The following is a 26,721-nucleotide window of genomic DNA, read 5'->3' as shown; positions in this document are numbered from 1 at the left end:
TAAGTGATATGACAGAGATGAATACCGTTAATTCAGAGTTAATTGAAGAAGATGCAGAAATAGAAGAAGAGGAAACTGCACCAGAAGAAGAGGAAATAAGTGAACCGTTTGATCCAACTAAAATTAGGGTTGAAACTAGACAATTTAATATTGACTACTTACTTAAAAAGATTAGAAACAATGAAATTGAATTATATCCTGAATTCCAGCGCAAATTCGTTTGGAATAAAATAGCTCAAAGTAGACTTATTGAGTCTATTTTGCTTCGTATTCCTATACCAGTATTTTATATTGATGCAACTAATGAAGAAAAATGGTTAATGATAGATGGATCACAAAGGCTAACTACTTTAAAAGAGTTTGTAATAGATAAACAACTTAAGCTAACTGGACTAGAATCATTCACTGAGTTTAACGGCAAGATATATGATGAAATCCCACGTAATTATCAACGTCGTATAGAAGAAACACTCCTTACAGTTATTTTGCTTGAGCCAGGTACAGCTAAAGAATTTAAGCAAGCTATATTTGAACGTATTAATACCAGTGCGTTATCTCTCTCAACACAGGAAATTCGTCATGGCTTGAATCAAGGTAAAGCGACAAAATTATTAGAAAAATTAGCTGCATCAGATGAATTTAAAAAAGCTACTGGAAAAGGAATAAAGTCAGAGCGAATGGCGGATCGTGAGTGCATTCTTAGAGTTTTAGTATTTATGATAAATAATCAAGAATTATTTGAGAATAACAAAAGCTTTAAAAAGCTATTGGATCAATCAATGGCACATATAAATCTCATGCCAGAAGAGGAAATAAAATCAATAACTAATAAATTTCTAAATTTAATGAATTTAGCTTTTGACATATTTGGTAAAGATGGTTTTCGGAAAATAAAAGGAACAAAACGCTATCCCATCAATAAAGCCTTATTTGAGGCTTGGTCTGTTAATTTATATAAACTTAACGATCAAGAGGTTAAGATGATTAAAGAAAGGAAAGAAAATTTAAAACAAAAAATAATATATTTGACTAATGATGGTAAATTTGATACTCCTATCTATAGGAGTACAGGAACTCTTAAGACTGTATTAGATCGATTGAATGAAATTAAAGCAATTCTTAAAGAAGTATTATTATGATACATTCACTACATTTAAAAAATTTCAAACCATTTGAAGATCAGTTATTAGAGTTTAGACCATTAACTCTATTATCTGGTCTTAATGGCATGGGTAAATCTTCAGTATTACAATCACTTCTCTTATTACGCCAATCTTATCAACAAAGACTTTTACAAACAAAACGCCTAGCTTTAAATGGTGATTTGGTTCGTATTGGTACTGCTAAAGATGCTTTATTTGAGTGGGCAAAAGAGGAAATAATTAGTTTTGAACTTTTAGTAGATCGTCAAGAAAGAAAAACATGGATGTGGCGCTTTAGATATGATGAACAAGCAGATGTTCTACGCAGTGATACTGCACCGATAACTAAAGAACTACATGAATTTAGCCTTTTTGGAGATTTCTTTCACTATCTACAAGCAGAACGACTTGGCCCTCGTAATGTCTTTGAAATGTCAGATTATTTAGTACGTCAACATTTTCAAATTGGTACGAGAGGTGAATATACAGCACATTTTCTTAACGTTTTTGGTAATTCGAGAATAAATACTGTTGGACTTGATCATGGAGTTTCACAGAAAGTTCCTAAAGCTTTTGAACGTCCCAAACAAGGTGAACGAAGCAAATTGAGTCATCCAAAATCAGATTCGGATTCGGAAAAGTTGCAGTATCAAGTTAAGGCATGGATGGAAGAAATTAGCCCTGGCACAATAATTCATCTCAATGCAATTACATCAGTTGATTTGATGAGTTTACAATACTCATTTGATATGGGAAAAGAATTTAGTAATCCTTACCGTGCCACTAATGTAGGATTTGGAATTACCTACACTTTACCAATTATTGTAGCTGTACTTGCATCTCCTCCTGGTACACTAATTCTAGTTGAAAATCCTGAAGCTCATCTTCATCCTAGAGGACAAGCAAAAATGGGAGAATTGTTAGCACTAGCAGCTAGTTGTGGTATTCAAGTAGTGATAGAAACTCATAGCGATCATGTTTTAAATGGTATTCGTCTTGCTGTTCATGGTGGCAAACTTAAGCCGGAAGATGTGCAATTACATTATTTTCAACGTCAAGAAAAACAAGGACAAGCTTTTACAAAAGTAATTTCCCCACGGATTTATCGCGATGGTAGAATTGACCGCTGGCCTGATGGATTTTTTGATGAGTGGGAAAAAAGCTTAGATGCTTTATTAGAACCTGTCGAGGGAGATTAGGATGTGGAGTTTGATCTAGTATTTAATGAACTTTCTGTACAAAATATTGATTCTAATGTAGAAATAGCAAGACAATGGATGTCTGATTTTATTGAAACTATTAGAGCATTTACAGCCCAAGGTGTTAAGGTAAGTATTCGCTCTAACGAATATTTTTATACTATCATGCTTGCACCTAATTATTCTATAAGTCAATGGTGTAAAGAAGCTAATGAAAAAGAGCGACGTTTTATTAAAAATTTAGCAACTAAGACACCTTTATCACAGGATTTATTAAATCCAAAGATTCAAGATATTGAAAATAATGCTGGCTTGTCTGACGCTTATCATCAAGGGAAGTCAGCAATTGGCCTGGGTGTTGCTTATTTACTCGATACAGTAGCAATTAGTTTTATATCTGATCAGTCTTGGGATTTAAGCTGTCTGGAATTAGATTTGATTCAACTGAATGATAATGACGAGATAATTAATCAAGCTGTAGAAATTCGTCACGCTAGTCGTAATATTCATATTCAAGACCACTCTGAATGGATACAGGAGCGAATTCGCACTGGAGTTAATGATGGTGAGGATATTTGGGAGCGTAGAAAAGAATTATTTCCCAGTCTGGAGTTTTGCGAAAATGTCAGCAAACAGATCCAAAGCCTTTATTATGGAACTCCAATGTTAAGACAGGTTGAAAAGAAGTTATTTGAATTAGAAAATTACTGTAAATCTTGGAAAGACGGAGCTTTTGATTTAGACCTTCTTCCTAGCAAAGCTACTCCAGAAAGTGAGTCTAGGCTTAAAGACTTAGAAGAAAAACTAACCTTTAAATGTCCTGATGGTAAGAAGCGTATTTTTAGTTTGCATCTCAGAATGACTGGTGCAGGCGCTTGGCGGCTTCATTTCTCTTCAGAATTAGGGATCTGTCCAGAATTAGGGACAGGCAAAATTATTATTGGGTATATTGGTAAAAAAATACAGTAATTTTTAGATTTAATTAAATTGTGCGATCGCTTATTTCCCCTCTTACCCAAAATCACGGAACTCCTTACCGTGCCATATTCTTAATATAAAAATTACATCTTCAAGCCGTAAATATCGCACAACATAATTACCCGCTACAAGTTCACGCACATTCTCAAACTCCGGTACAGAACGCCCTATGTCGGGATGCAGTACAATTTTGCCAATTGCTTGTCGTAGCCGCAGAGATACGCGTTCTGCTGCTTTTGGGTTATGAACCGCGATAAACTCCCGCAGCCGAATCAAATATTGAATCGCGCTTTCTGAAAACTCCAGCCTCATAATTAAGGAGCCTTGGTTTCAGCAGCAGTTCCCCAAGTCTCTAGCCACTTCATCACATCTTCTCCTGATACTACACGACCCGCTTCAATATCCGCGAGCGCATCTTGAGTCTCTTCTAACATCTGCTGTTTACGCTCTTCCTGCTCAATATACTGACGTAAAGCGTCATTGATTATCCAACCCTTAGAACGCTTGAGACGGTTAGCAGTGGTATCAAGTTTCTCTTGCAAGTCATCATCAAGCCGAAAACTCGTGGTACTCATGAAATCACCTATAATGCACAATAATACATTGCATTATTTTCAAGATAATTCACTATTCATCAACTTTCAACCACAAGCGATCGCTTGCTAAACTAAGACAAACCTCATCTAGCGCGAGGGTATATGACCTTTACCAGCAATCCCCCCACCTCTGGAACCACCCTCCCAGACCATACGCAACTTCCAGAGTCTGACGGAACTTTCGTGAAAAACTTCCAAGAACATCCCCAAAGCATCCTCCTAACCGATTCCATTAAACCAGTATTGCAAAAACGCCACCCTGACGGGCAATATTGCATAGGTCAAGATAGCGGTATCTACTGGCGCATTACCGACCCCCCAGAACGCGGTGCAGAAGCTCCTGACTGGTTCTATGTACCCAATGTACCACCTACCTTAAATGGGCAAATGCGCCGCTCTTATGTGCTTTGGCAAGAATACATCGCTCCATTAATTGTCTTAGAATTTGTTTCTGGAAATGGCAGCGAAGAGAGAGATAAAACTCCTTGGACGGGTAAATTTTGGATTTATGAGCAGGTGATTCATCCAGCTTTTTATGGCATTTATGAAGTGAATAAAGCCAGCGTAGAAGTCTATCACCTGATAGAAGGACAATATCAGTTATTACCAGCAAATGAACGGGGACATTATCCCATTAATCCCTTGGGAGTTGAGTTAGGTTTATGGCAGGGAGAATATCAGAATGCAGAATTACCGTGGTTGCGGTGGTGGGATTTGCAAGGCAATTTGTTGTTGACAGGTGACGAAAGAGCCGAACAGGAAAGACAAAGGGCGGAAATGGAACGCCAAAGAGCGGAAATGGAACGCCAAAGAGCGGAAATGGAACGCCAAAAAAGCGATCGCCTAACTGCACAGTTGAAGGCACTTGGCATTGAACCAGAGGCGTAATATTTTTGTTTGGATTTTGGCTAAAAGATGCGTCTCCCCACCCTTTCGCTAAACGCTACAATTGAAAGAGTGAGGTCTATGATCGGCTTTCACATTGGATATAGTTTATGGCAACTTTTAGCTTAGAGCTACCCGCAGAAACTTTTTCTGCCTTGCACCTGTCACCTGATGAGTTTGTCCGTGAGTTGCGGCTTGCTGGGGCTATTCACTGGTATAAACGTGGTGAAATTTCCCAAGAGAAAGCAGCTAGTCTCGCAGATTTAGACCAAAAAGATTTTCTCCTCGCCCTGAAGAGTGAACAAGTCAATACCTTTAATGTTGACTTTGCTGACTTACGACTGCAATTAGAAAGAGGCTGAATCACCTGTAATTAATGCTTCTGCTTAGAGGATATTTTAAAAGTATCCTTATTAACATCAAAACCTCGGAAACCCAGGAGAGTAGAGACGTTGTATGCAACGTCTCTACATTTGCAGGAGACAAGTCAGCTATTTATTTACATCCAATATCCGCGAAGTTTTTAACCGTTCCATCCATTTTTGTAAATAGACTAGATTAGTTGTTTGCTCATCTATATCTTGGGTATCCAACGCATAAGGCATCAGTCCCAAAATCGTCGCTGTTGTAACGCAAAACATCGATTTTTGGAAACTCATACAAATCTGTACCCGCAAATCATCTTCACCCCGAGGACTGCGACGATAGATTTCATGCAGATACTCTGGTAGATAATGGCGCATATCCTGCATTAACAAAGTGGGAGGAATGCCGGCGCTACCAATGGGTAAAGGGTCAGCATATAATGCACCATATTGAAAGCGAGATTGATCTGGGGAAACTTGATAAGCTTGGGCGTTGAGAGAAACTGTTCCCAAAAAAGGAGTTCCCCGAAAAAATACCGCCTCTACATAAGGAATTGCTGTATCTGCTAAAAAGGTTAAACCAACTGATTTAGGAATAATTTCATAGACCTTATCGGCAATTTTGACCTCGTAGGTAATTGGATTGACAGCATTTGCTACTAAACCCGTTTTAATATGTTCTACAACTTGGGGAATCGATTTGATTTCGCCTTGATCATAACGGTCTGATAAGCTGAGAAACATATCAGCCATTACCCGCCAAAATTGACCTAATCCTGTGTAGTAAGCAGAGACGCGCACAAATTCAATTAAAAAGTCTGGAAATAGTTGATTCAGTCCCAGAACTAAGGGATTATTTTTAAATTTAGCAGCAATAACGGCTTGCGCTCTTTCTTGAAATTCCTTTGTGTCCAAATATGCATCTAGTCCGCCACCACCATGCCACATCATGCTTTTCATGCAATATTCGGCATATTCAAAATTAATTCTGTCATGCCACCAATGACGTAGTAATTTTTGGAAAGAGATTTCGCCATTGAAGTATTTAAAGAAGGGGAAAAATACTAAAAATTGTTTTTCAGCAATATAGTTGAGATTTTTTGAATAAGCATCTAAAACTACGCCATAGCTTTTGAGAATTCCTACTACTTCCAACACATTTTGCGGTGTATCAGAGAGTAATGCCTCTCCAGTTTGCAGGCGTTGAATATATTCAGATAAAGTATTATTAACTCGCTTTTTTTTAGTGGTTGCCATTACCAATTCTCCAAATATTTATTCTAGGAATTTTTGATTGGCTATTAGGGCTTGGTAATTGGTGATTGAAGCAGGTTATGAAAGTTATGATTACCAATTACCAATTACCAATTACCAATTACCAATTACCAATTACCAATTACCAATTACCAATTACCTATCATTTAGATTTTGCTTTTTGGCTTATCTAAAGATACTGTTGCTACTACATTTTGGACATTAACCATTGCTGTGATGGTTGGTTCAGTCCAGTAAACTAACCAAGCGGGTTGGATGCCGAAAATGACAATCAGCACTGCTAAAATCATTGCTGGGGCGCGATCGCTCCAATATACCCGTGGCAAGTTGGTGACTTGTGTCGACAAACGCCCAAAAAAGGCACGGTTGAGGAGAATTAAGAAGTAAACCGCAGTTAAGCCTGTACCAATCATCGATAGCAAGGTTTGCACCGGAAATACGGCAAAACTGCCCCGAAAAACAATGAATTCGGAAATAAATCCTACCATTCCCGGTATGCCAGCGCTGGCCATGACTCCCATAACCATCAAGCTGCCAATTACAGGTAAACCCCGTTCTGGATTCAGTAGTCCTTGAATAACATTTAAATCGCGGCTACCAGCTTTTTTATACACAACCCCAACTAACAAAAACAGCATTGCAGAAATCAAGCCATGGCTAATCATCTGCATCACAGCACCCAAAACGCTTAAAGGTGTAGCTGCTGCTGCTGCTAACAGTACATAGCCCATGTGCCCAATGGAACTGTAAGCTACCATTTTCTTCATATCGGTTTGGGCGATCGCGCAAGATGCACCATACAATACGCTAACTACAGCCCAAGTTGCCAACCACGGTGCTAGATATGCCCAAGCTTCGGGCAACAAGTTCATCCCAAACCGCAGTAAGCCGTAAGTCCCCAATTTCAACAATACCCCAGCCAACAGCACAGAAATCGGTGTAGAAGCTTCTACGTGAGCATCTGGTAACCAAGTATGGAAGGGAACCAAGGGAATTTTGATCCCAAAACCCACCAACAGCCCCCCTAGGAGTAAAATTTGTGTCGCTAAAGGTAAAGTCGTGGCATTCAAAGTGGCGATCGCAAAGCTATGAGAACCACTCAGCCAAACCATCCCCAAGAAACTGGCTAAAAGCAGGATTCCGGAAACAGCAGTATAAATGAGAAATTTTGTCGCGGCATAACCCCGCTTTGCACCACCCCAGATAGCTATTAACAAATACAGGGGAATCAATTCCAATTCGTAAAATAGGAAAAATAGCAGTAAGTCCTGTGCCAGAAAAGCTCCTGTCACCCCAGCACTTAAAAGTAGGATTAAAGAGTAATAAAATCTAGGACGTTGAAGAGCTTGGTCGCTGCTATAAATGGCGATGCAAGTCAACAGTCCATTCAAAAGCAATAATGGCAAAGATAAGCCATCTACCCCTAGATTATAATTTAAGCCTAGGGCATCGATCCAGGGGAGGGACTCGGCGAACTGTTGACTGATGGACGCTGGATTGAACTGAATTGCTAGGACAATTGTCAACAAAAAATTGACACTGGCAAAGACCAAAGCTATCCCACGAGAGAGTTTCCCATTGATCTCAGAAGGCCAGAAACCGATTAACGCCGCACCAATTAATGGCAGCAAAATCAACGTACTCAGCATAAGCACAAATCGTGAAGGGGCAAGAGGAGAAAAATGAATTCAAAATTCAAAATTCAAAATTCAAAAAAAACTAGATTTTTACTTTAAATTTTTCACTTTGATTTTTGCATTGAAGTGCAGCGACTACTTCAGCACTACTAGAAAGGCAATTTATCTAGGAGTCCCAATGACCAGCTAATGAAAAAACCCAGGACGCTAATTACCACGAGGATGGTTAACATATAGCCTTGGGATTGACCAGAAATGCTGTATTTTAAAGTTTGCCCACTGAAAATAGCGGCAAATCCTACCAAGTTTACTAGACCATCAACCAAATAGCGATCGCTCCAAGCAGAAATCTTAGACAGCAGTGCTACAGCACTCACAACCGTTAGGCGATAAACTCGGTCAATGTAAAAATCATAACCTAACAAGTCCTGAATAAATCTCCAGGAAAGGATTCTGGATCTTGACCAAGCTTTGTGCAGATAAATTGTTGAACCAATACCAACCCCCAGAATAGTAGAAGCCAGCAACGATATCAGCACATACCAATCAATGCTTTCCCAACCGGGTAGCAAGTACCATTGTTGTAGCATTAGGGGTAATAGCAGCGTCAGCACAGTCAGAGCCACCATTGGAAATGCCATTTGCCAACCAACTTCTGGGGCGCGGCGGGTCTTCGGTTGCGGTTTACCCCAAAAGACTAATCGAAATACTCTGGTCAAATTCAGTGCTGTTAAGCCATTGACTAATATTAAAACCACGATTACCCAAGGGCTAATCCTCACCAAGCCATCAGCCCATGCCAACATTGCCCAAAAGCTTCCTAGTGGTAACAGTGTCACCATCCCCGCCGAACCGACAATAAAGGCGGTGGTGGTGGCTGGCATCCGTGACCACAGACCGCCCATTTCTGTTAAATCTTGACTTTGGGTAGTGTAGATAATCGACCCAGAACTCATAAATAACAGTGCTTTAGCGATCGCATGGGTTAACAATAACATCAAGGCCACACCGCCTTGCTGCAATCCCATTGCCAAAAAGACTAATCCCATGTAGGCACTGGTGGAATGAGATAGCGATCGCTTAATATCAATTTGGGCGATTGATACTAATGTTGCACCCACCGCCGTCACCGTACCCATAACTACCAAAGCATTCAACGCTATCGGCGACAACGCTAACAATGGCTGAATTTTATACAGTATGTAAGCACCACCAGCTACCACCAGGGAATTCCGCATCACCGACGCCGGGTTAGGCCCTTCCATCGCCTCATCTAACCACAGATGCAAAGGAAATTGGGCGCATTTACCAGCAGGCCCAGCAATCAAAGCCAAACATAATAACGTTGATGTCACAGGACTTAAGTTAGCCGTTTGCGCCCACTCAGATAAATCGGAAAAATCCAGACTGCCGGCTAAGTTAGAGAGAGCCACCACACCCATTAAAAGTAACAAATCTCCCACCCGCTTAGTCCAAAAAGCATCCCGCGCCGCCGTCACCACTAGCGGTTGAGCATACCAAAATCCCACCAGCAAGTAAGTGGAAAGGGTCAAGACTTCCAATAAAGCGTAACTGAGAAACAAGGAGTCACTCATAGCTAAACCACTCAGCGCCGCTTCAAAAAATCCGATCAGCGCGAAAAACCGTGCCAACGACCAGTCCTTTTCCATATAGCCCAGGGCATAAATTTGGGCCAACAGACTTAATCCCGTAATTAAAACTATTGCCCCAATACTCACTGGCGAAAGTTCTAGAGCAAAAGATAATTTAAAATCCGCAGCTTGGAACCAGGTAATCACCAAGCTTTCTGGATCTTTGTCCCAGATATCTTTAAATACAAACAGGCTATGGAAAAAAGCTAAGATAGTCGTCAACAAATTGAAGTATGCCGCAGGTCTTGGCCCTGTACGTTGAATTATTCCCATTCCCCACGGCAAGGTTAAAACTGCGCCTAATAAGCTATAAAAAGGCACAAACCAACTTGTTAAAAATAGAAACTGATTCATTTAAAATTCCCTTGACAACTCAGCCTGATTTTTTTTAAATAGCCTAAAAAAAGCATCTACTAAAAAAAAATTCCCGGAAACTAGGTTTTTTTAACTATTTTGACACTAAAATTGAATAAGCATTTTTACTTTAGCTTACCCTATTAAATTTAAAAAAAAATATAACGTTACATACTTAAAGGCATTTACTTCTCTTATATCATCTTTGGTTAGAGATTTGTATTTCTACACTTTAGCAAAGAACTTTATACGATATATTTGGAAAAATTATATATTTTTCATCTAGTCCTTGTGCAAACGGCAAAACTTCAGGAAAGACAGAGACAGCAGCCTATACAGCCCCCGCTCATCCCTTGCTAGACAGGATTACCCTTGGTTATGAATCTCGTTTTTTAAATGTAATAAAGAAATTATAAAGCATAAGCGGCCACTCTAGGAATCCGTAAACTTTGATCGCGTAGCAGGTCGTATTAAAAATTGTTAACTTTCTTAAAACTTTCTTATTACAAACTATAGTAATTTATATTGCCAGGGATGCAAAGCTTTCCTATGCTTAATTTGGAAGTGTTTTCTTAGCTCATAAGATAAAGCTCTCCCCGTCAAAATTTCCGACCCACAGTACTGATCGGATTCAACTTTAGGAGTTCTGCGATGCCAATTGCAGTTGGTATGATTGAAACAAAGGGCTTTCCAGCAGTTGTAGAAGCTGCTGATGCGATGGTGAAAGCTGCTCGCGTTACCTTGGTAGGCTACGAAAAAATCGGTAGCGCTCGCGTTACCGTGATTGTCCGGGGAGATGTATCTGAGGTGCAAGCCTCAGTAGCAGCTGGCGTTGAAGCGGCCAGAAGAGTAAATGGTGGTGAAGTGTTATCCACTCACATCATTGCCCGTCCTCACGAAAACCTCGAATACGTCTTGCCGATTCGTTATACAGAAGCTGTGGAACAGTTCCGCACCTAAAAGTAGTTTAAACGAAGTAATTAACACTCTTTGGCTAATTGAAGCCTGAGTTTCGTCGCTTGTCTAGAAACTTAATTTAAGGATGAGAACTAATGTCAATTGCAGTCGGAATGCTTGAAACGTTAGGCTTTCCAGCAGTGGTGGAAGCCGCTGATGCGATGGTGAAAGCTGCTCGCGTTACCTTGGTAGGCTACGAAAAAATCGGTAGCGGTCGGGTTACAGTCATCGTTCGAGGTGACGTTTCGGAAGTACAAGCTTCCGTGGCCGCAGGTGTGGAATCAGTGAAGCGAGTCAACGGTGGACAGGTGTTGTCTACCCATATCATTGCTCGTCCTCACGAAAACTTGGAATACGTCCTACCAATTCGTTATACAGAAGATGTAGAACAATTCCGGGAAAATGTGAACGCGATTCGTCCTTTCGGTAGAAGACCGTAAAGATTAATGCAAGTCGCCAAAGTTCGTGGCACAGTAGTCAGCACCCAAAAAGATCCCAGTCTTAGAGGTGTCAAACTACTGCTGTTGCAATTAGTAGATGAAAACGGAAACATCCTGCCAGAGTATGAAGTAGCAGCAGATATTGTTGGTGCGGGAGTGGATGAGTGGGTACTTGTCAGTCGTGGTAGTGCCGCTCGTCAAGTGCTGGGCAATGAACAACGGCCGTTGGATGCAGCAGTAGTGGCGATCATAGATACCATTCACGTCGAAGATCGCGTCATTTACAGCAAAAAAGACCAGTATCGATAGTCAATGGTCATTAGTCATTAGTCATTAGTCATTGGTCACTAGTTGTCAACTGACAAATGACGACTGACAAATGACAACTGAACATCTGACAAAAAGCTTATTTCAGGAGGAATCTCGCGATGGTAGTCCGCAGCACGGCGGCACCCCCAACCCCTTGGTCAAGGAGTTTAGCTGAACCCCAGATCCAACCAACCGCTTTTGTACACTCTTCGGCCAACATTATCGGGGATGTGCTGATAGGTGCGAATGTAATCGTTGCTCCAGGGACTTCGATTAGAGCGGATGAAGGTACGCCTTTTTATATCGGTGAAAACACCAATATTCAAGATGGTGTGGTCATTCATGGGTTGGAGCAAGGCCGAGTAATTGGGGATGATGAAAATCTCTACTCGGTATGGGTTGGTAAGAATGCTTCAATTACCCACATGGCTCTCATTCATGGGCCAGCTTATGTAGGGGATGATTCTTTTATTGGCTTTCGCTCTACGGTATTTAATGCCAGGGTGGGTGCAGGTTGCATCGTGATGATGCACGCCTTAATTCAAGATGTAGAAATTCCCCCAGGTAAGTATGTGCCTTCGGGAGCGATCATTACTAATCAGCAGCAAGCAGACCGCTTGTCAGATGTCCAAGAGCAGGATGGAGCATTTGCTCATCATGTGGTTGGAATTAATCAGGCATTGCGATCTGGTTATCGCTGTGCTGCGGATAGCAAGTGTATTGCACCCATTCGGGATGAAATAGCTAAATCTTATACAAGTATTACGGTTGAAGAATTGGAAAGGAGTAGTGAAGTGGCGAGCAAGAGTTTGGGTGCAGAAACGGTAGAGCAGTTGCGCTATTTATTAGAGCAAGGGTATAAAATTGGTACAGAACACGTAGACCAAAGACGGTTTCGGACAGGTTCTTGGACTAGTTGTCAGCCGATTGAACCGAGATCAGTCAGGGAGGCGGTCGCAGCTTTAGAAAGTTGTTTAGCAGACCATAGTGGCGAGTATGTCCGTTTGTTTGGCATTGACAACGGTAGACGGCGGGTGTTAGAAACCATCGTCCAACGTCCCGATGGTGTGGTGGCAACAACAGCCAGCTTTAAAGCTCCTGGGAGTCAGTCCAATGGCAGTTATAACGGTAACGGCAGCGGCAACGGCGCTAGTAGCGCCAAAATCAGTACTGAAACTGTAGACCAAATCCGCCAACTCTTGGCAGGTGGCTACAAAATAGGCATGGAACACGTAGATGAGCGGCGTTTCCGCACGGGTTCTTGGACTAGTTGCCAGCCAGTTGAAGGAACTTCGATCAATGAAGTTATTTCTGCTTTAGAAAATTGTATAGAAAGCCATCAAGGCGAGTATGTGCGGTTAATTGGCATTGATACCAAAGCCAAGCGGCGGGTATTAGAAAGCATTATCCAACGACCCAATGGTCAGGTAGCTTCATCTGGTAGTCCCAAAGCAGTTGCTAGTAAATCATCTGAAAGGGCATCAGTTGGTAGTACCAAATTAAGTTCTGAAGTAGTGGATCAGCTGCGGCAACTATTAGCTAGTGGGAATAAAATTAGTGCCGAACACGTAGACCAGCGGCGGTTCCGGATGGGTTCTTGGGCTAGCTGTGGTCAAATTCAAACCACATCTGACAGAGAAGCGATCGCCATTTTAGAATCGTACCTCGCTGAATATCAAGGGGAATATGTGCGGCTAATTGGTGTTGACCCCAAAGCGAAGCGCCGGGTATTGGAAACAATTATCCAACGCCCATAGTAATAGGTAATGGGTAATGAATGGGTAATTGGTAATGGGCAATGAGAAACCTAATCACCAAGAACTATCAATTACCAATTACCAATCAAATTTTTTCCGGCTTCCGAGGTGACAAATCTCATGCCTGTGCCGCCACTGCGCCTCAGCAACAACTTTAATTCTTATATTAGTGGCGAGGTGACTATTCACGAGAGTGCAGTACTTGCACCAGGGGTGATTCTCCAAGCGGCTGTAAACAGCAAAATTATTATCGGCCCAGGGGTCTGTATTGGCATGGGAACAATTCTCCAAGTCCATGAAGGCATCCTCGAAGTAGAAGCAGGAGCAAACCTGGGAGCCGGTTTTTTGATGGTTGGTAACGGCAAAATCGGTACAAATGCTTGCATCGGTTCAGCGACAACAGTTTTCCACTGTTCTGTTGAAGCAGGCCAAGTAGTTCCACCTGGTTCAATTTTGGGTGACACCAGTCGGCAGATTGGTGAACCAAAACAACTAGAACCATCCGCCACTAACTCCACTTCTACAAATACTGAGGAGCCGGAGGAAAATCCCCAGGTGATTTCCTCAACTAATATCTCGGCGTCAGCCTTTGTGGAATTAAAATACCAGTCTACTTTCTCCTCCAAGTCGAATCCCGTCACTGGGAGCCAATCTGCTCCTGATGGGGTAGATACCAAGACTGCTGACTCCAGCCTCAGGGAAGATACCCAGAAAGGGTCTACATTAGTCAGTATTCAGGACTCAGAACCCAATCAGTCTGATGCTGAACCTAATATTTTCGGGGCGCAAATTTATGGGCAAGGAAGCATAGAAAGGTTGTTGTCCACATTGTTTCCCCATAGGCAACCCTTGAACGACTCAAACTCTCACAACAATCCAAGCTAAATCTATTAGAGGGGCTTGTACAGAAACTGCACTTTTTGGTAAGTTGCCAGTTTTGTGAGTATCCTGGATAGTATGGAGACATATAATCAACGGTCTATTAGTACCATCCAGGCATCCCGTCTTCGAGACGACTACAAGGATACTGCCTTGGGTTTAGTGTCCACCCGCAGCTTTCCAGCAATAGTTGGCACAGCGGACATGATGCTGAAATCGGCTGGTGTTCACTTGGTTGGGTATGAAAAAATTGGTGGCGGTCACTGTACTGCTATCGTTCGAGGTGGAATTGCTGATGTGCGTCTGGCTGTAGAAGCTGGTGTGCAAACTGCTGAACAGTTTGGTCAGTTGGTTTCTAGCTTGGTGATTCCCCGGCCTTATCCCAATCTTGAGGTGGTGCTGCCAATTACCAACCGCCTCAATCAAATCATGCAGGAAGGTAATTACAGCCGCCTGAGTAATCAAGCAATTGGTCTAGTGGAAACGCGGGGATTTCCGGCGATGGTTGGCGCCTGTGATGCGATGCTCAAATCCGCTAATGTCCATTTAGCCGCTTATGAAAAGATTGGGGCGGGTTTGTGTACAGCCATCATTCGTGGCTCTGTCGCAAATGTTGCCGTAGCAGTAGAAGCGGGGATGTTTGAAGCAGAACGCATTGGGGAGTTGAATGCCGTTATGGTAATTCCTCGACCACTGGAGGATTTGGAGCAAACCTTACCCCTAGCAAGTTGCTGGATAGAAGAACGTCAACCATTAAACTTGCCAGTCAATATTAAGGAGCAAGTTGCCGAACTAGAGGTGCTAAAGCTGCCAGATTTAGCTACCTTACCTGTAAAAGTTCCGGAAGAATTATGGAATGATCAATGATCGATTGCAGTGAATCTTCTCCATAAGTCCAATACCCATCTTCTAATAGCGGTCATAGAGTTTTATCTATACTAAAACTCTAAATTTTTAATGAGTAATTCCCTAAGATTTCCTAGTGTTCAGTGATACTAAATATATATCTATGAATCGTTTTAGCTATTAGAGGAGTATCACTCTTGAACCAAGCGACGCTGCACCAATTGAAGGTTTTCGAGGCGGCGGCACGGCACAGCAGCTTTACTCGCGCCGCTGAGGAATTGTTTCTCACCCAACCAACCGTATCGATGCAAATCAAGCAACTCACAAAATCGGTAGGGTTGCCATTATTTGAGCAGGTGGGGAAGCGCTTGTATCTGACGGAGGCTGGGCGCGAATTATCTGTAACTTGCCGCCAGATTTTTGAAACTATAGCCCAATTTGAAATGAAGGTAGCAGAATTAAAAGGGCTAAAACAGGGACAATTACGCTTGGCAGTAATTACAACAGCAAAATATTTTATACCGCGCTTGTTAGGGCGGTTTTGCCAACTTTACCCAGGAATTGATATTTCGCTGCAAGTAACTAACCATGAAGGGATTTTGGAGAGAATGGCCAGTAATATGGATGACTTGTATGTTATGAGTCAAGTTCCAGAAAATACTGATGTCACTTTTGAGCCATTTTTAGAAAATCCCTTGGTAGTTTTTGCACCTATTAATCATCCGCTGTCCCAGGAAAAAAATATCCCCATACAACGCCTAACCGATGAACCTTTTATTATGCGAGAACCTGGTTCAGGCACACGTCGTGCTACCCAAAGTCTCTTCGATGAACATGGAGTGAAGGTAAAAGTTAAGCTGGAATTGGGGAGTAACGAGGCAATTAAACAGGCAATCGTCGGCGGTTTAGGAATTTCTGTTTTATCTCGTCATACCTTATTGACAGATACGTTAGAGTTCAGCATTTTGGATGTCCAACACTTCCCCATTCCGCGAAATTGGTACATGGTTTATCCATCTGGCAAACAGTTATCTATTGTTGCTCGTGCCTATTACGAATATCTACTAGAGGCGGTAAAGGACATTGCGGCGCTAGACACCGTTATTTCTAAGGTAAATCGTTAGTGAGGAAGAGGCTATTGCCTATTGCCTCCTTTTTTGGATACAAAATAGCCAGTAGCTTGACGGCTGAACCAGGAACCATTAAAAATTAACCAGCGGAACCATTAAATAAAAATGGGGGAAGACGGGAAGTGGTTAACCCGGAAAAATCATCTTGGTGCAAAACAGTAGAAAGTCAGATTGTCGCTGTGACAGTATATGCTGACAAAGCCTTAGTTACACGGCGGGGTGTAGTGTCTTTAACAGGACTCGAACGGGAGTTAGTGATTACACCGCTGCCGATGACTGTAGAAACTGAGTCTGTGAGGGTAAGCGGTACGGGTACGGTAGGGGTGCGCTTGCTGGGGGTGAGTTGCGATGTCTCCGACGGGCTACGCCTACGCACTTATTTTACCGAACCCATTGCCGAGAGAGTAGCACAGTTGACGCGGCAAATTCAGCAACTAGAAGCAGAAATTCGCCACCTGCAAGCTCAAGTAGAAGCTTTGGCATTGCAATCTAGTTTTATCGTCGGCTTACGGGAAAAGACAGAGCAGACCTTTTCTCAGAGTCTAGCGCGGAAAAATATCAGCCTGAGTGAAACGTTGGATTTCCTCAATTTTCTCGGTAGCCAATATAGTGAATATGCGATCGCTTCTGGGGAGTGTAAAACCCAACAGCAAGAACTAGATAAGCAGTTACAAGCACTCCGCATTGCATTGCAAAATATCCAAACACCCCATCTCCAAGAAAGCCTCAGCTTAATTGTGGCAGTTGAAGTCGCAGATGCAGGTGAGTTTGAGCTAGAGGTTTCTTATGTGGTTAACCGCGCTAGTTGGAGTCCGCTTTATGACTTGCGGGTTGATAGCATCAGAGATATCGTGCATCTGAGCTACCTCGCAGAAGTTACCCAAAGTACCGGCGAAGATTGGTTGGGTGTAGCGCTTACTCTTTCTACAGCCAAACCAGGATTAGGTACAATCCCGCCAAAACTTCAACCTTGGTATATCAGCACTCCACAGCCATTAATAGGACGACGTCGAGAAGTGATGCTTCCACCTGCGCCTGCGATGATGGCTAAGTCTGCGCCTGGTGGTGAAGGAAGCTGGGAAGCAGAAGACGAAGTAGCAGAGGAAAATTTCATCGCAGCGGAAACTGTTGTTGCTGAAGTATCCAAGGAAGGGGGTGTAGTCACCTTTAAATTAAATAGCGGCGGTAACATCAAGAGTGATGGTACACCCCATAAAACGACAATATTTAATGATGATTATCCTTGTAAATTTGAGTATGTAGCAATGCCACGCTTGGTAAGCTTTGCTTATTTACAAGCTAAGGTAAAAAATAGTCCCGATGGTGCGACTTTATTACCAGGTAAGGCGAATATTTTTCGGGACAATACATTTGTCGGTACAACTGAACTAGAGAATATTGCACCAGGACAAGAATTCAAACTTAACTTAGGAATTGACGAAGGTTTGAAAATTGAGCGTAACTTAGTTGAGCGTCAGGTTGACAAAAAACTGATGAGCAAACAACGCCGCATTACTTATGGTTATCGGTTGGTAATTACTAATTTGCTCAATTTAGAAACTCATCTGAAATTAACTGAACAATTGCCAGTTAGCCGCAACGAAGAAATTAAGGTGCGTCTCACCCAAGGCAACCCACAAATTCAACTGGGTGAAATGGGTATTTTGGCATGGGGGTTAACTCTGCCACCGCAGGAAAAACGAGAGATATATTACCAGTTTACTGTTGAGCATCCGCCTGAGTTAACGGTGGTAGGATTAGATATTTAGATGTCAATTCCAGTGATGAATAATTACAAGCAGCAAGTAACTAAATTTTTCAATCTCAGAACTGCCTACGATCAAGAAGGTAAATTTCATCCACGTCTCGCTAATCGTCTACTCGAATGCTTATCACTTCATTCGGGACAGAGAATTCTTGATGTTGCTACTGGAACTGGTTTGATTGCGATTGCTGCGGCACAGCAAGTTGGTTCAGAAGGTTATGTCTTGGGTGTGGATATTTCTGCGGGAATGCTCAACCAAGCTAGACAAAAGATTGAAACAGCAGGATTACAGAATATTGAACTCATGGAGGCAGATGCAGATTTTCTAGATTTCCAAGACGAAAGTTTTGATATAATTTTTTGTTCTTCAGCACTCGTATATCTGACTGATATTTCTAATGCTTTACAAAATTGGTATCGGTTTCTGAAGAAAGGTGGAATCGTTGCCTTTTCTTGCTTTTCTGAAACATCTTTTATGGCAGATATTCAAAAAAAAGTCTGCTCAAAATTATTTGGTATTTCGTTGCAACATATTAACGAACCGCTAGGTACTCCTTCCAAGTGTTATCAGCTTTTACAACAAGCAGGGTTTGATCACATTGAGGTGAAGACAGAACAATTCGGTGAGTATCTTAGCCTTAGCGATCGCAGAATGTTGTGGAATGGAGGTGGTTTCTATCCTAGAGGAAATTCGCTCCAGCTGCTATCACAGACGCAATTAGAGCTATTACAAGCTGAATACACAGCAGAAATGGAGCGTTTAGTGACTGATCAAGGAGTTTGGTATGAGATTGCAGCCTTCTTTGTGCTAGCTCACAAATGAGTTTGCCATAGCAAACTGCTAGGCTAAACTTATAGGACTGAGACACTTGCTGCCATGACTGTCGCCCAAGATTTACCAATCCCAAAAGATGTTATATTTCCCCCAGGGGATTTATATAGTGACGAACCGCCTTTGGAAAGTGATTTGCATCGGTTACAAATGACGCTCCTCATCCAATGCCTTGAGTGGTTGTGGCAAAATCGTCATGATTTCTATGCGTCTGGCAATATTACAATTTACTACAGTCCACGCCAGCTAAAATCAGAATATTTTAGGGGGCCTGATTTTTTCGTGGTGCTGGGGACTGAACGCAAACCGCGTAAAAGTTGGGCTGTCTGGGAAGAAGATGGTAAGTATCCGAATGTGATTATTGAAGTGCTATCAGATTCCACAGCCGCAACAGACAGGAATTTGAAAAAGCAAATTTACCAAGATACGTTTCGCACACCAGAATACTTTTGGTTTGAGCCAAATAACTTAGAATTTGCTGGGTTTGTCTTGGTAGCTGGTAAGTATCAACCTTTAGAACCTAATCCCCAAGGCTGGTTATGGAGTCAGCAGCTAGAGTTATTTTTGGGTGTTGATCAAGATAGTTTACGCTTTTTCACGGCTGTTGGAGAGTTAGTTCCGACACCGAAAGAAGTGGCTGAACAGGAAAAGCAACGTGCTGAACAGGAAAAGCAACGCGCTGAACAGGAAAAGCAACGCGCTGAACGCTTGGCGGCAAAATTGCGAGAATTAAATATTGATCCAGATGCTATTTAGGAATCTTCAGGAAGAATCCATTTTGGTGGTTCCGTCATTCTTTTCCGCAGTCGTTCTTCTGCTAACTCCAGCATTTTGTCTAAGGAAGTCTCTTCAATAAACTTTGAGGCTTCCGTTCTAAACTCGGTATTAGGGCATTTATCCCCTAAAACGCAGCCATTGACACAGGCTACAGCGCAGTCAATCTTCTGCTCCACAGTAAATTCCTCTCTTTCTACTTAGGGCGCTTTTACCCTCCAAGTAAATTTTACCTTGTGAATTGCCCTCCTATTAGTCCAAATACCTACCATTTAGTTAAGCTAGGCATTATCGATGCAATGTCTTGTTGAAAAGGGCGCTCATGTCGGAACTGTTGGCTAATACTGGAACTATCGCGGCGATCGCAACTGCTATTGTCCCTCAACAAGGTAGCGTGGGGATTGTGCGGGTTTCTGGGTTCCATGCAATGGCGATCGCTCAAACTCTGTTTGACGCACCAGGGCGTCAAGTTTGGGAAAGTCACCGGATTCTTTACGGTTATATCCGCCATCCCCAAACACAAGAAATCGTAGATGAAGCTTTGTTGCTGATTATGAAAGCTCCCCGCTCTTACACCCGTGAAGATGTGGTGGAGTTCCATTGTCACGGGGGAATTATGGCGGTGCAACAGGTGTTGCAACTGTGTTTAGAAGGTGGTGCGCGATTAGCCCAACCGGGAGAGTTTACCCTGCGGGCGTTTTTGAATGGGCGATTGGATTTAACTCAAGCCGAAAGTATTGCCGATTTAGTGGGAGCGCGATCGCCTCAAGCGGCTCAAACTGCTTTAGCTGGGTTGCAGGGGAAGTTAGCTCATCCGATCCGTCAGTTACGCGCTAACTGTTTGGATATCTTGGCAGAAATTGAAGCTCGGATAGACTTTGAAGAAGATTTGCCACCATTGCATATCAATTCCATCATATCAGAAATCGACAAAATTGCCGCAGATATTACCAAGTTATTGGCAACTAAAGACAAAGGCGAACTGCTCCGCACAGGGTTAAAAGTGGCGATTGTCGGGCGTCCGAATGTGGGGAAATCCAGCTTGTTGAATGCTTGGAGTCAGAGCGATCGCGCGATCGTTACAGACTTACCCGGTACAACCCGCGATGTGGTGGAATCTCAGCTAGTTGTGGCGGGAATTCCCGTGCAGGTACTAGATACAGCGGGGATTCGGGAAACTGTAGATCAAGTAGAAAAAATCGGCGTTGAGCGATCGCGCCGTGCAGCTAATGCAGCTGATTTAGTCTTGCTCACCATCGACGCCGCAGATGGTTGGACTCAAGGCGATGAAGAGATTTATACACAGGTGCAACACCGTCCGTTAATTTTAGTTATTAACAAAATTGATCTTGTGCAAACAGCTTTGATTACATCCTGGGAATATCCCAAAACAATTAACCAAATTGTTACCACATCAGCGTCACAAAATCAAGGAATTGATGGCTTAGAAACGGCTATTTTAGAAATAGTACAAACTGGAAAAGTTCAAGCTGCTGATATGGATTTAGCGATTAACCAAAGGCAAGCCGCAGCGTTAACAAAAGCGAAGATTTCTTTAGAGCAAGTGCAAGCGACAATTACCGATCAGTTACCATTAGACTTTTGGACGATTGACTTACGAGGTGCGATTCAGTCACTAGGAGAAATCACCGGAGAAGAAGTGACAGAATCTGTTTTGGATCGGATTTTCAGTAGGTTCTGTATTGGTAAATAGCCCAGATTAATACAACATTTTACTATATTAGGACTTACGCAGTATACAAATTTGACACGATATGAATCAACGATAATTGGTAATTTTCGGCTTTTGGGAGAGCATATTAGCCCTCTGCTGTCACTCTCCGAAAACATTTGCCATTTCTGAATTCTAGAGCTTTTATCTACCAAGCGATTGCACAATTTCTTTCTAATAACAAATACAACACCCATTTTTTTCTAATAGGATAGGTTGGATTGATTGGTTGATCAGGCTTTCAGAGATTGCCCTCCCGGAAAGTAACAGAAGAGGGCTAATAAGTCCAGTTTTGCTTGGTCTGCAAACTATAGGTTCCATCTTTCACATTCACCCACTCAGGAATCAGATTTAAATCTCTAAATATATTTGCCTGATGCTGTAGAGCATCGAGCGATTGGTCGTCAATCGGAATGATGGCGCGTTCGCCGCTATGTTTCTGTAAAACTTCTACGATGGATGGATCAATTTCATGGTGTTTAGCCAATCGTTGAACGGCTTCTAATTCCTGTTTCTTAGCCCAAGTTCCAGCTTCGTTTACCTCTTCTAAAATCACCTTAAGCAAGTCGGGATAGTCGCGTACCAGTTCTGGAATCGCGTAGTAATAAGTGGGAACTTCCACGGAGGTTTTGTCACCAAATATGCTCTCTAGGTCTGTAATTGATCGCCCAGGGTAAGCGCTTCGGGCAAGAGTTGCTGTGTAGGGAACCCAAATCACCCAAGCATCGATTTCACCTCGGCGGAATTGGGGCAGCGCCTCCGGTTGTGTCAGATAAACTGGCTCGATGTCACTAAAATCTAGACCGACTTTTGCCAGCGATCGCACAAGTATATAATGTGCGCTTGAGCCTTTGTCAAAAGCGATCTTTTTGCCCTTCAGGTCTGCTAGTGTCTGAATCGGCGAATCTTCTGGCACCAGAATCGCTTGACCTTTGGGAGCGGTATATTTTTCTTTCGCCACCCGGACAAATACATGATCCGCCGCTTGAGAGAAGATGCTGGCTGTGCCACCACCGCCGCAGAAGTCAATCGTCCCGTTGCTAAGTGCTTCTATCAGAGAAGAGGCTGATAAAAAGCTTGTCCAGGTGACAATCAGCCCATAAGGTCGCAAACGCGTTTCCAGCAAGCCTTGAGTCCGGAGAACTTCCAGATTTGTCATCCCCTCTGGATATCCAATTTTGAGTTGCTTGAGCCGCCGCGCTTGCTCTGCTAAAGGCGTGTTGCTAGATTGAGCAGAACGCTGAGAAAACCAGCGATCCAAAATTACACAGAAAATTATCCCCCCCATAAACAATCCCACGGTTTCCAGTAACTGGATTGTGGAGCTTTTGGATAGTTGGAACTGATTACCAGATTTAGAAGCAGCAATAGCATGACCGTCAAAAACTAGAGGCAAGACCAAAACCGAGACAAGTCCGATGCAAAATCGAACTGCAAACCTGTAGGTAGCCGATCTACAAGTCGCTGATCTGAGCGACCGTAAGATATTTTGACCTGTGCATCTAGGCAGAAGGTCAATCAAACGGCTAATCATAATGACTCCTTTGATAAATTAGGTGATGCAAATTGCCGGATGAATTGAAGATGGGGGATAAAGTCAAAGCACCACTTGATATATAAACTACCAAACTTGCTCCGTTGTTACACCCAATATGCGATACTCACATTATCATATCGATATTGTGCGGATTTTCTACAAAGGTTGAGCGATAGTGCATCCGCACCGCTACGCGATCGCTAGTTTTGGTCATCAGATAGGTGTTGAGTGAGGAATAGTGATGGATTGGTTAATTGCAACAATTAAGATTGGGCTAGCTGCGGCTGTGGCAACAACATTTGATGACAATATTTATTTGACTGCCTTCTTCAGTGAGGTCAATCGGACTTTTCGTCCTCAACATGTTGTAGTTGGTGAGATTCTAGGGTTCACAGCATTAGTAATAGTAAGCTTACTTGGTTTCTTACTGGGTCTAGCAATTCCATCAACTTGGACTGGTTTACTGGGGATTCTGCCGATACTCATTGGCTTGAACAATTTGCTCAACCTGAATAAGGATGACTCAGCCGAAGATAAATCAGCCAATCTGAAAAGAAACTCTAAATTTCGAGGATTTGATTCCAGAAAGCGATCGCTCTGGGACGTAATCCGCGATCCCCAGACCTATCGCGTCTCCTCGGTCACAATTGCCAACGGCGGCAACAATCTTGGCATCTATATCCCCCTGTTTGCCACTAGCTCAATCCAAAATCTCGCTGTGATCGTACCAGTTTGCTATTTCATTGTTTTTTGCTGGCTGTTTATGTCCTATAATCTGACTCGTTTACCTGGTATCGCTTTGATACTCAGCCGTTATGCTAGCAAGATTTTCCCCTTCGTTCTAATGTGGCTGGGTTTCAGAATTCTGGTAGACAGCGAATCTTATCGGATTTTTCTCCCCAAAACTTGACGGGTTTTCAGGTGGTAAATTTTCATGCAAGTTTAGGCGATGACGCGGAACGTCCACCGATAGCGATCGCCGCAGGATAGGCTGTGTAAATAGGTAGGCGTAAATATTTGTCGTTGAGATTAGGCTGTCTTGCACTATTGCAAAAGACATAAATTAAAAGGGTTTTAGACTATTTCAAATTTCTTTACACGGTTATTTTTATTTATGCCTTTTTACTTAATATATAAAGCGCGATCGCTCTTTAATTATCTGGATAAAGCTTAATTTCCTTAACTTCAGTGTAATTTGGCTCAATAGTGCCGTTTGTTGTAAGTATATTCAGTGCAAACACAGCAAGCATAGATCCGCTTACTCTGGTTTTTATTACGAAATATGCAACTAATAGAGAGCGCCAAGCTTTCTGGGAATATTAATCTTATTAGTAAATTATTTTATTACTAGCTTTTTATGATAATTTCTATTTTTTCCAGAGATGCTAGGCGAATAGATAGCTATCTGATCATCGAAGAGTTTTACTCTGAAAGTCGAACCTTGGTCTATTTAGCAGTTAGCTATGCTGACCAATTACCCGTTGACATCCAACAGTCTACACAAGCATTTATCCGGGATGTCTGCAACGGGCAAAGCCTAGGCGTCGAAATCCTCAACCTGTTCTGCACTCAAGCCGCATCTCTAGAAAATACAAAGCTTGATCAACAGATACGACTGCAAGGAATGCAAAAGATTAATCAGCCGATTGGTTTGAATGCGGTTAATTTGCTACCTGCTCTGGATGAGGTGTTTCATGTCCGCAGTTAGCCTGAGAAAGATTCTTCACAAAAAAGAGTTGCCGTCTCTGCTTCAGGACTTAGTACAGCATTTAAATATGGCGATTGATGTTGAACTGGTAGACGGCACAAAACTGATGAGCATTGGGGAGCAAACTTCACCAAACAGATATCCAATTGAGGTGTCAGAAGAAATAATCGGTTGGGTTGTTGGGGGAGAAAAGGCAACGCTAATAGCGACTTTGCTTTCGTTTTTGGCAAAACAGGAAGCTGAGAAGAGAGAACTCGCGAAAGAATTGCTGGAACGATACCAGGAAATTGATTTGTTTGAGGATATCTCAACTCAACTGACAACAAGTTTGGATACGCGACAGATTGCCCAACTCGTGCTTCAGGAAATGAGTCAATCGATTGAATCATCAGCGGGGATGATTTTGCTCCTGAGTCCAGATGCAACTGCATTTGAAATCATTGCCGAATTTGGGATGTTTTGTGACCAAAATCAGCCGGAACCGTGTAGGGGAATCATTGGCAACATTGTGCAATCCGGTCGGGCAGAATTGATCAATGATGTGCAAGCCGATTCTCGATTATGGGGAGAGAAAAACGTCAAATCTTTGATTTGTGTACCGTTGAAAGCAAAAGAACGGGTTTTAGGAGCGATCGCTATTGGCTCGTCCAAAACCGACGCCTACAAAGCTGAACACCTCAAGCTCGTGGGTATCTTTGCCTCTCAAAGTGCGATCGCTATTGAAAAAGCTTTACTTTACGAGCAAAGCACTCATGCAGCCACCCAGGCAAAAGCTCAGACAGAAAAGCTTCAACAAGCTCTCCATGAGTTGCAACTGGCACAAACCCAATTAATCCAAAGCGAGAAAATGTCGAGTTTGGGGCAACTCATCGCCGGAGTAGCCCACGAAATCAACAACCCAATTAACTTTATTTGCGGAAATTTGCGGTATGTTGCCGAGTACGCCAAAGACTTGTTGCACCTACTGCAACACTATCAAAAATTCTTACCTGTTGCTCCGCCAGATCTGCAATTAGAGCTAGACAATATCGATCTGGAATTTATCATCCAAGATCTACCCAAACTGCTGAATTCGATGAAGGTAGGCACTGATCGGATTGTGGAAATTGTCCAATCGCTGAAAAACTTCTCCCGCCATGACGAAGCCCAAATGAAAGCCGTCAAAATTCACGATGGCATCGACGGGACGCTGATGATTCTTCAACATCGCCTGAAAGCGGCTATTCACAGACCGGAAATTGAAATCGTTAAAGACTATGCAAAGCTTCCCCTGATTGAATGCTACCCCGGACAGTTGAATCAGGTGTTTATGAACATCCTGGCAAATGCCATTGATGCCCTAGAGGAGAGAATCGGCAATGAAGAAATATCCCCCCCTCCGGCGCAAATCACTATTCGCACCGAAGTCCTCGACAACCAGTGGGTAGTGATTCGCATTGCCGACAACGGGCCGGGTATGAAAGAGGAAGTAATCCGACACATTTACGATCCCTTCTTCACTACGAAAGATGTTGGCAAAGGCACCGGGTTGGGCATGGCTATTAGCTACCAAATTATTGTGAACAGACACCAGGGAATTCTCAAATGTCGTTCCCAACCAGGTGAAGGGACAGAATTTTGGATTCAGATTCCAGTGACTTGTTCAGTGGTGGACGCTGTTGAAAATCACAATTTCAGCTTCTCTGACCCGAAGATGGCGATCGCCGCTTCCACAACCGAATCAGCCCCCAGTCCCGATGCCGACGGCTTCATTCCCTCAACAACTCCAATGCTCAAACCGACGGAGCTGCTTCACCGCCATCATCAACTGATTCAGCGACTTTCAGCCCAGAGTCCAAACATTGGCGCTGCATCACCTGAGCAAATTTACCAGATGTTTCAACGTAGCCCAATTTCGTTAAAGCTTTACGCCACCTTGTTGTCTTGGTTTTATTGTCCTAACCCTACCCACATCGACCACTAAGGAAACTTT

26 protein-coding genes are annotated in these 26,721 nt (G+C 42.7%); 19 read left to right on the top strand and 7 right to left on the bottom strand.

All coding sequences use genetic code 11. The features are described 5' to 3' along the window. The first annotated feature begins 8 nt into the window (after positions 1–8). Genes CYLST_RS18570 through CYLST_RS18560 form a run of 3 tightly spaced genes read left to right on the top strand, consistent with a single transcriptional unit; the run spans position 9 to position 3,310 of the window. On the top strand, positions 9–1,139 hold the full coding sequence (locus tag CYLST_RS18570; protein ID WP_015209265.1) for a DUF262 domain-containing protein: 1,131 nt from the start codon (positions 9–11) through the stop codon (positions 1,137–1,139). Beyond that, the gene (locus CYLST_RS18565) at positions 1,136–2,341 is read left to right on the top strand and encodes an AAA family ATPase (RefSeq protein ID WP_015209264.1); all 1,206 of its coding nucleotides are present in this window, start codon (positions 1,136–1,138) and stop codon (positions 2,339–2,341) included. The genes CYLST_RS18570 and CYLST_RS18565 overlap by 4 nt, the downstream gene beginning before the upstream one ends. Positions 2,342–2,344: 3 nt before the next feature. Then, the gene (locus CYLST_RS18560; protein ID WP_015209263.1) at positions 2,345–3,310 is read left to right on the top strand and encodes a hypothetical protein; all 966 of its coding nucleotides are present in this window, start codon (positions 2,345–2,347) and stop codon (positions 3,308–3,310) included. Between the two features lie 42 nt (positions 3,311–3,352). Here CYLST_RS18560 and CYLST_RS18555 read toward each other — a convergent pair whose 3' ends face one another. Next, positions 3,353–3,631 (bottom strand): type II toxin-antitoxin system RelE/ParE family toxin, encoded by a 279-nt coding sequence (locus CYLST_RS18555; protein ID WP_015209262.1) that lies wholly within the window; start codon positions 3,629–3,631, stop codon positions 3,353–3,355. 2 nt (positions 3,632–3,633) lie between these two features. Further along, on the bottom strand, positions 3,634–3,894 hold the full coding sequence (locus tag CYLST_RS18550; RefSeq protein ID WP_015209261.1) for a CopG family ribbon-helix-helix protein: 261 nt from the start codon (positions 3,892–3,894) through the stop codon (positions 3,634–3,636). A 123-nt stretch (positions 3,895–4,017) separates the two neighbouring features. Here CYLST_RS18550 and CYLST_RS18545 point away from each other — a divergent pair, with 123 nt between their 5' ends. After that, positions 4,018–4,803 carry a Uma2 family endonuclease gene (locus CYLST_RS18545; protein ID WP_015209260.1) on the top strand — a complete coding sequence of 262 codons (786 nt, stop codon included), beginning with the start codon at positions 4,018–4,020 and terminating at the stop codon, positions 4,801–4,803. 107 nt (positions 4,804–4,910) lie between these two features. Next, positions 4,911–5,162 carry a UPF0175 family protein gene (locus CYLST_RS18540; protein ID WP_015209259.1) on the top strand — a complete coding sequence of 84 codons (252 nt, stop codon included), beginning with the start codon at positions 4,911–4,913 and terminating at the stop codon, positions 5,160–5,162. Between the two features lie 129 nt (positions 5,163–5,291). Here CYLST_RS18540 and CYLST_RS18535 read toward each other — a convergent pair whose 3' ends face one another. From CYLST_RS18535 to CYLST_RS18525, 3 genes are all read right to left on the bottom strand, one after another. Further along, positions 5,292–6,422, bottom strand: coding sequence for a CO2 hydration protein (locus CYLST_RS18535; protein WP_015209258.1), 1,131 nt, complete (start codon positions 6,420–6,422; stop codon positions 5,292–5,294). Positions 6,423–6,586: 164 nt separating this feature from the next. Further along, the gene (locus CYLST_RS18530; protein ID WP_015209257.1) at positions 6,587–8,089 is read right to left on the bottom strand and encodes an NADH-quinone oxidoreductase subunit M; all 1,503 of its coding nucleotides are present in this window, start codon (positions 8,087–8,089) and stop codon (positions 6,587–6,589) included. A gap of 137 nt (positions 8,090–8,226) precedes the next feature. Then, positions 8,227–10,083, bottom strand: a complete 1,857-nt coding sequence (locus CYLST_RS18525; protein ID WP_015209256.1) for an NAD(P)H-quinone oxidoreductase subunit F — start codon at positions 10,081–10,083, stop codon at positions 8,227–8,229. Between the two features lie 651 nt (positions 10,084–10,734). On the opposite strand from CYLST_RS18525, the gene CYLST_RS18520 reads away from it, so the two are divergent. The 10 genes from CYLST_RS18520 (at position 10,735) to CYLST_RS18475 (ending at position 19,754) form a co-directional block, all read left to right on the top strand. Continuing rightward, entirely contained in the window at positions 10,735–11,043 is a 309-nt protein-coding gene (locus CYLST_RS18520) for a carbon dioxide-concentrating mechanism protein CcmK (RefSeq protein ID WP_015209255.1), read from the top strand. Between the two features lie 92 nt (positions 11,044–11,135). Beyond that, a complete protein-coding gene (locus CYLST_RS18515; protein ID WP_015209254.1) occupies positions 11,136–11,480 on the top strand; it encodes a carbon dioxide-concentrating mechanism protein CcmK in 345 nt (114 codons plus the stop codon). Positions 11,481–11,486: 6 nt separating this feature from the next. Then, positions 11,487–11,789, top strand: a complete 303-nt coding sequence (gene ccmL, locus CYLST_RS18510) for a beta-carboxysome shell vertex protein CcmL (RefSeq protein WP_015209253.1) — start codon at positions 11,487–11,489, stop codon at positions 11,787–11,789. Positions 11,790–11,908: 119 nt separating this feature from the next. After that, entirely contained in the window at positions 11,909–13,546 is a 1,638-nt protein-coding gene (gene ccmM, locus CYLST_RS18505) for a beta-carboxysome scaffolding protein CcmM (RefSeq protein ID WP_015209252.1), read from the top strand. 120 nt (positions 13,547–13,666) lie between these two features. Next, the gene (ccmN, locus tag CYLST_RS18500) at positions 13,667–14,431 is read left to right on the top strand and encodes a beta-carboxysome scaffolding protein CcmN (RefSeq protein WP_015209251.1); all 765 of its coding nucleotides are present in this window, start codon (positions 13,667–13,669) and stop codon (positions 14,429–14,431) included. Positions 14,432–14,503: 72 nt separating this feature from the next. Continuing rightward, positions 14,504–15,292 carry a beta-carboxysome assembly protein CcmO gene (gene ccmO / locus CYLST_RS18495; RefSeq protein ID WP_015209250.1) on the top strand — a complete coding sequence of 263 codons (789 nt, stop codon included), beginning with the start codon at positions 14,504–14,506 and terminating at the stop codon, positions 15,290–15,292. Positions 15,293–15,468: 176 nt separating this feature from the next. Beyond that, positions 15,469–16,395, top strand: coding sequence for a LysR family transcriptional regulator (locus CYLST_RS18490; protein WP_015209249.1), 927 nt, complete (start codon positions 15,469–15,471; stop codon positions 16,393–16,395). Between the two features lie 128 nt (positions 16,396–16,523). Next, complete coding sequence (locus CYLST_RS18485; RefSeq protein ID WP_015209248.1) at positions 16,524–18,170, top strand: mucoidy inhibitor MuiA family protein; 1,647 nt, start codon at positions 16,524–16,526, stop codon at positions 18,168–18,170. A gap of 15 nt (positions 18,171–18,185) precedes the next feature. Further along, positions 18,186–18,989, top strand: coding sequence for a class I SAM-dependent methyltransferase (locus CYLST_RS18480; RefSeq protein WP_041233729.1), 804 nt, complete (start codon positions 18,186–18,188; stop codon positions 18,987–18,989). A gap of 54 nt (positions 18,990–19,043) precedes the next feature. Further along, on the top strand, positions 19,044–19,754 hold the full coding sequence (locus CYLST_RS18475; protein WP_015209246.1) for a Uma2 family endonuclease: 711 nt from the start codon (positions 19,044–19,046) through the stop codon (positions 19,752–19,754). Here the strand turns inward: CYLST_RS18475 and CYLST_RS18470 are convergent. Next, positions 19,751–19,951, bottom strand: a complete 201-nt coding sequence (locus CYLST_RS18470) for a hypothetical protein (protein WP_015209245.1) — start codon at positions 19,949–19,951, stop codon at positions 19,751–19,753. The genes CYLST_RS18475 and CYLST_RS18470 overlap by 4 nt on opposite strands. A gap of 143 nt (positions 19,952–20,094) precedes the next feature. Here CYLST_RS18470 and mnmE point away from each other — a divergent pair, with 143 nt between their 5' ends. Next, on the top strand, positions 20,095–21,486 hold the full coding sequence (mnmE, locus tag CYLST_RS18465) for a tRNA uridine-5-carboxymethylaminomethyl(34) synthesis GTPase MnmE (RefSeq protein ID WP_015209244.1): 1,392 nt from the start codon (positions 20,095–20,097) through the stop codon (positions 21,484–21,486). A gap of 295 nt (positions 21,487–21,781) precedes the next feature. Here mnmE and CYLST_RS18460 read toward each other — a convergent pair whose 3' ends face one another. Then, positions 21,782–22,900, bottom strand: a complete 1,119-nt coding sequence (locus CYLST_RS18460; protein ID WP_216595221.1) for an aliphatic sulfonate ABC transporter substrate-binding protein — start codon at positions 22,898–22,900, stop codon at positions 21,782–21,784. A 382-nt stretch (positions 22,901–23,282) separates the two neighbouring features. Between CYLST_RS18460 and CYLST_RS18455 the strand changes: the two genes are divergently transcribed. From CYLST_RS18455 to CYLST_RS18445, 3 genes are all read left to right on the top strand, one after another. After that, complete coding sequence (locus CYLST_RS18455) at positions 23,283–23,951, top strand: cadmium resistance transporter (RefSeq protein WP_015209242.1); 669 nt, start codon at positions 23,283–23,285, stop codon at positions 23,949–23,951. A gap of 447 nt (positions 23,952–24,398) precedes the next feature. After that, positions 24,399–24,749, top strand: a complete 351-nt coding sequence (locus CYLST_RS18450) for a hypothetical protein (RefSeq protein WP_015209239.1) — start codon at positions 24,399–24,401, stop codon at positions 24,747–24,749. Further along, positions 24,736–26,712, top strand: coding sequence for an ATP-binding protein (locus tag CYLST_RS18445; RefSeq protein ID WP_015209238.1), 1,977 nt, complete (start codon positions 24,736–24,738; stop codon positions 26,710–26,712). Before CYLST_RS18450 ends, CYLST_RS18445 begins: the two co-directional genes overlap by 14 nt. Positions 26,713–26,721: the final 9 nt, after the last annotated feature.

Source organism: Cylindrospermum stagnale PCC 7417 (assembly GCF_000317535.1).
Classification (GTDB): Bacteria; Cyanobacteriota; Cyanobacteriia; order Cyanobacteriales; family Nostocaceae; genus Cylindrospermum; species Cylindrospermum stagnale.
This window is presented reverse-complemented; position numbering and strand designations above follow the sequence as displayed.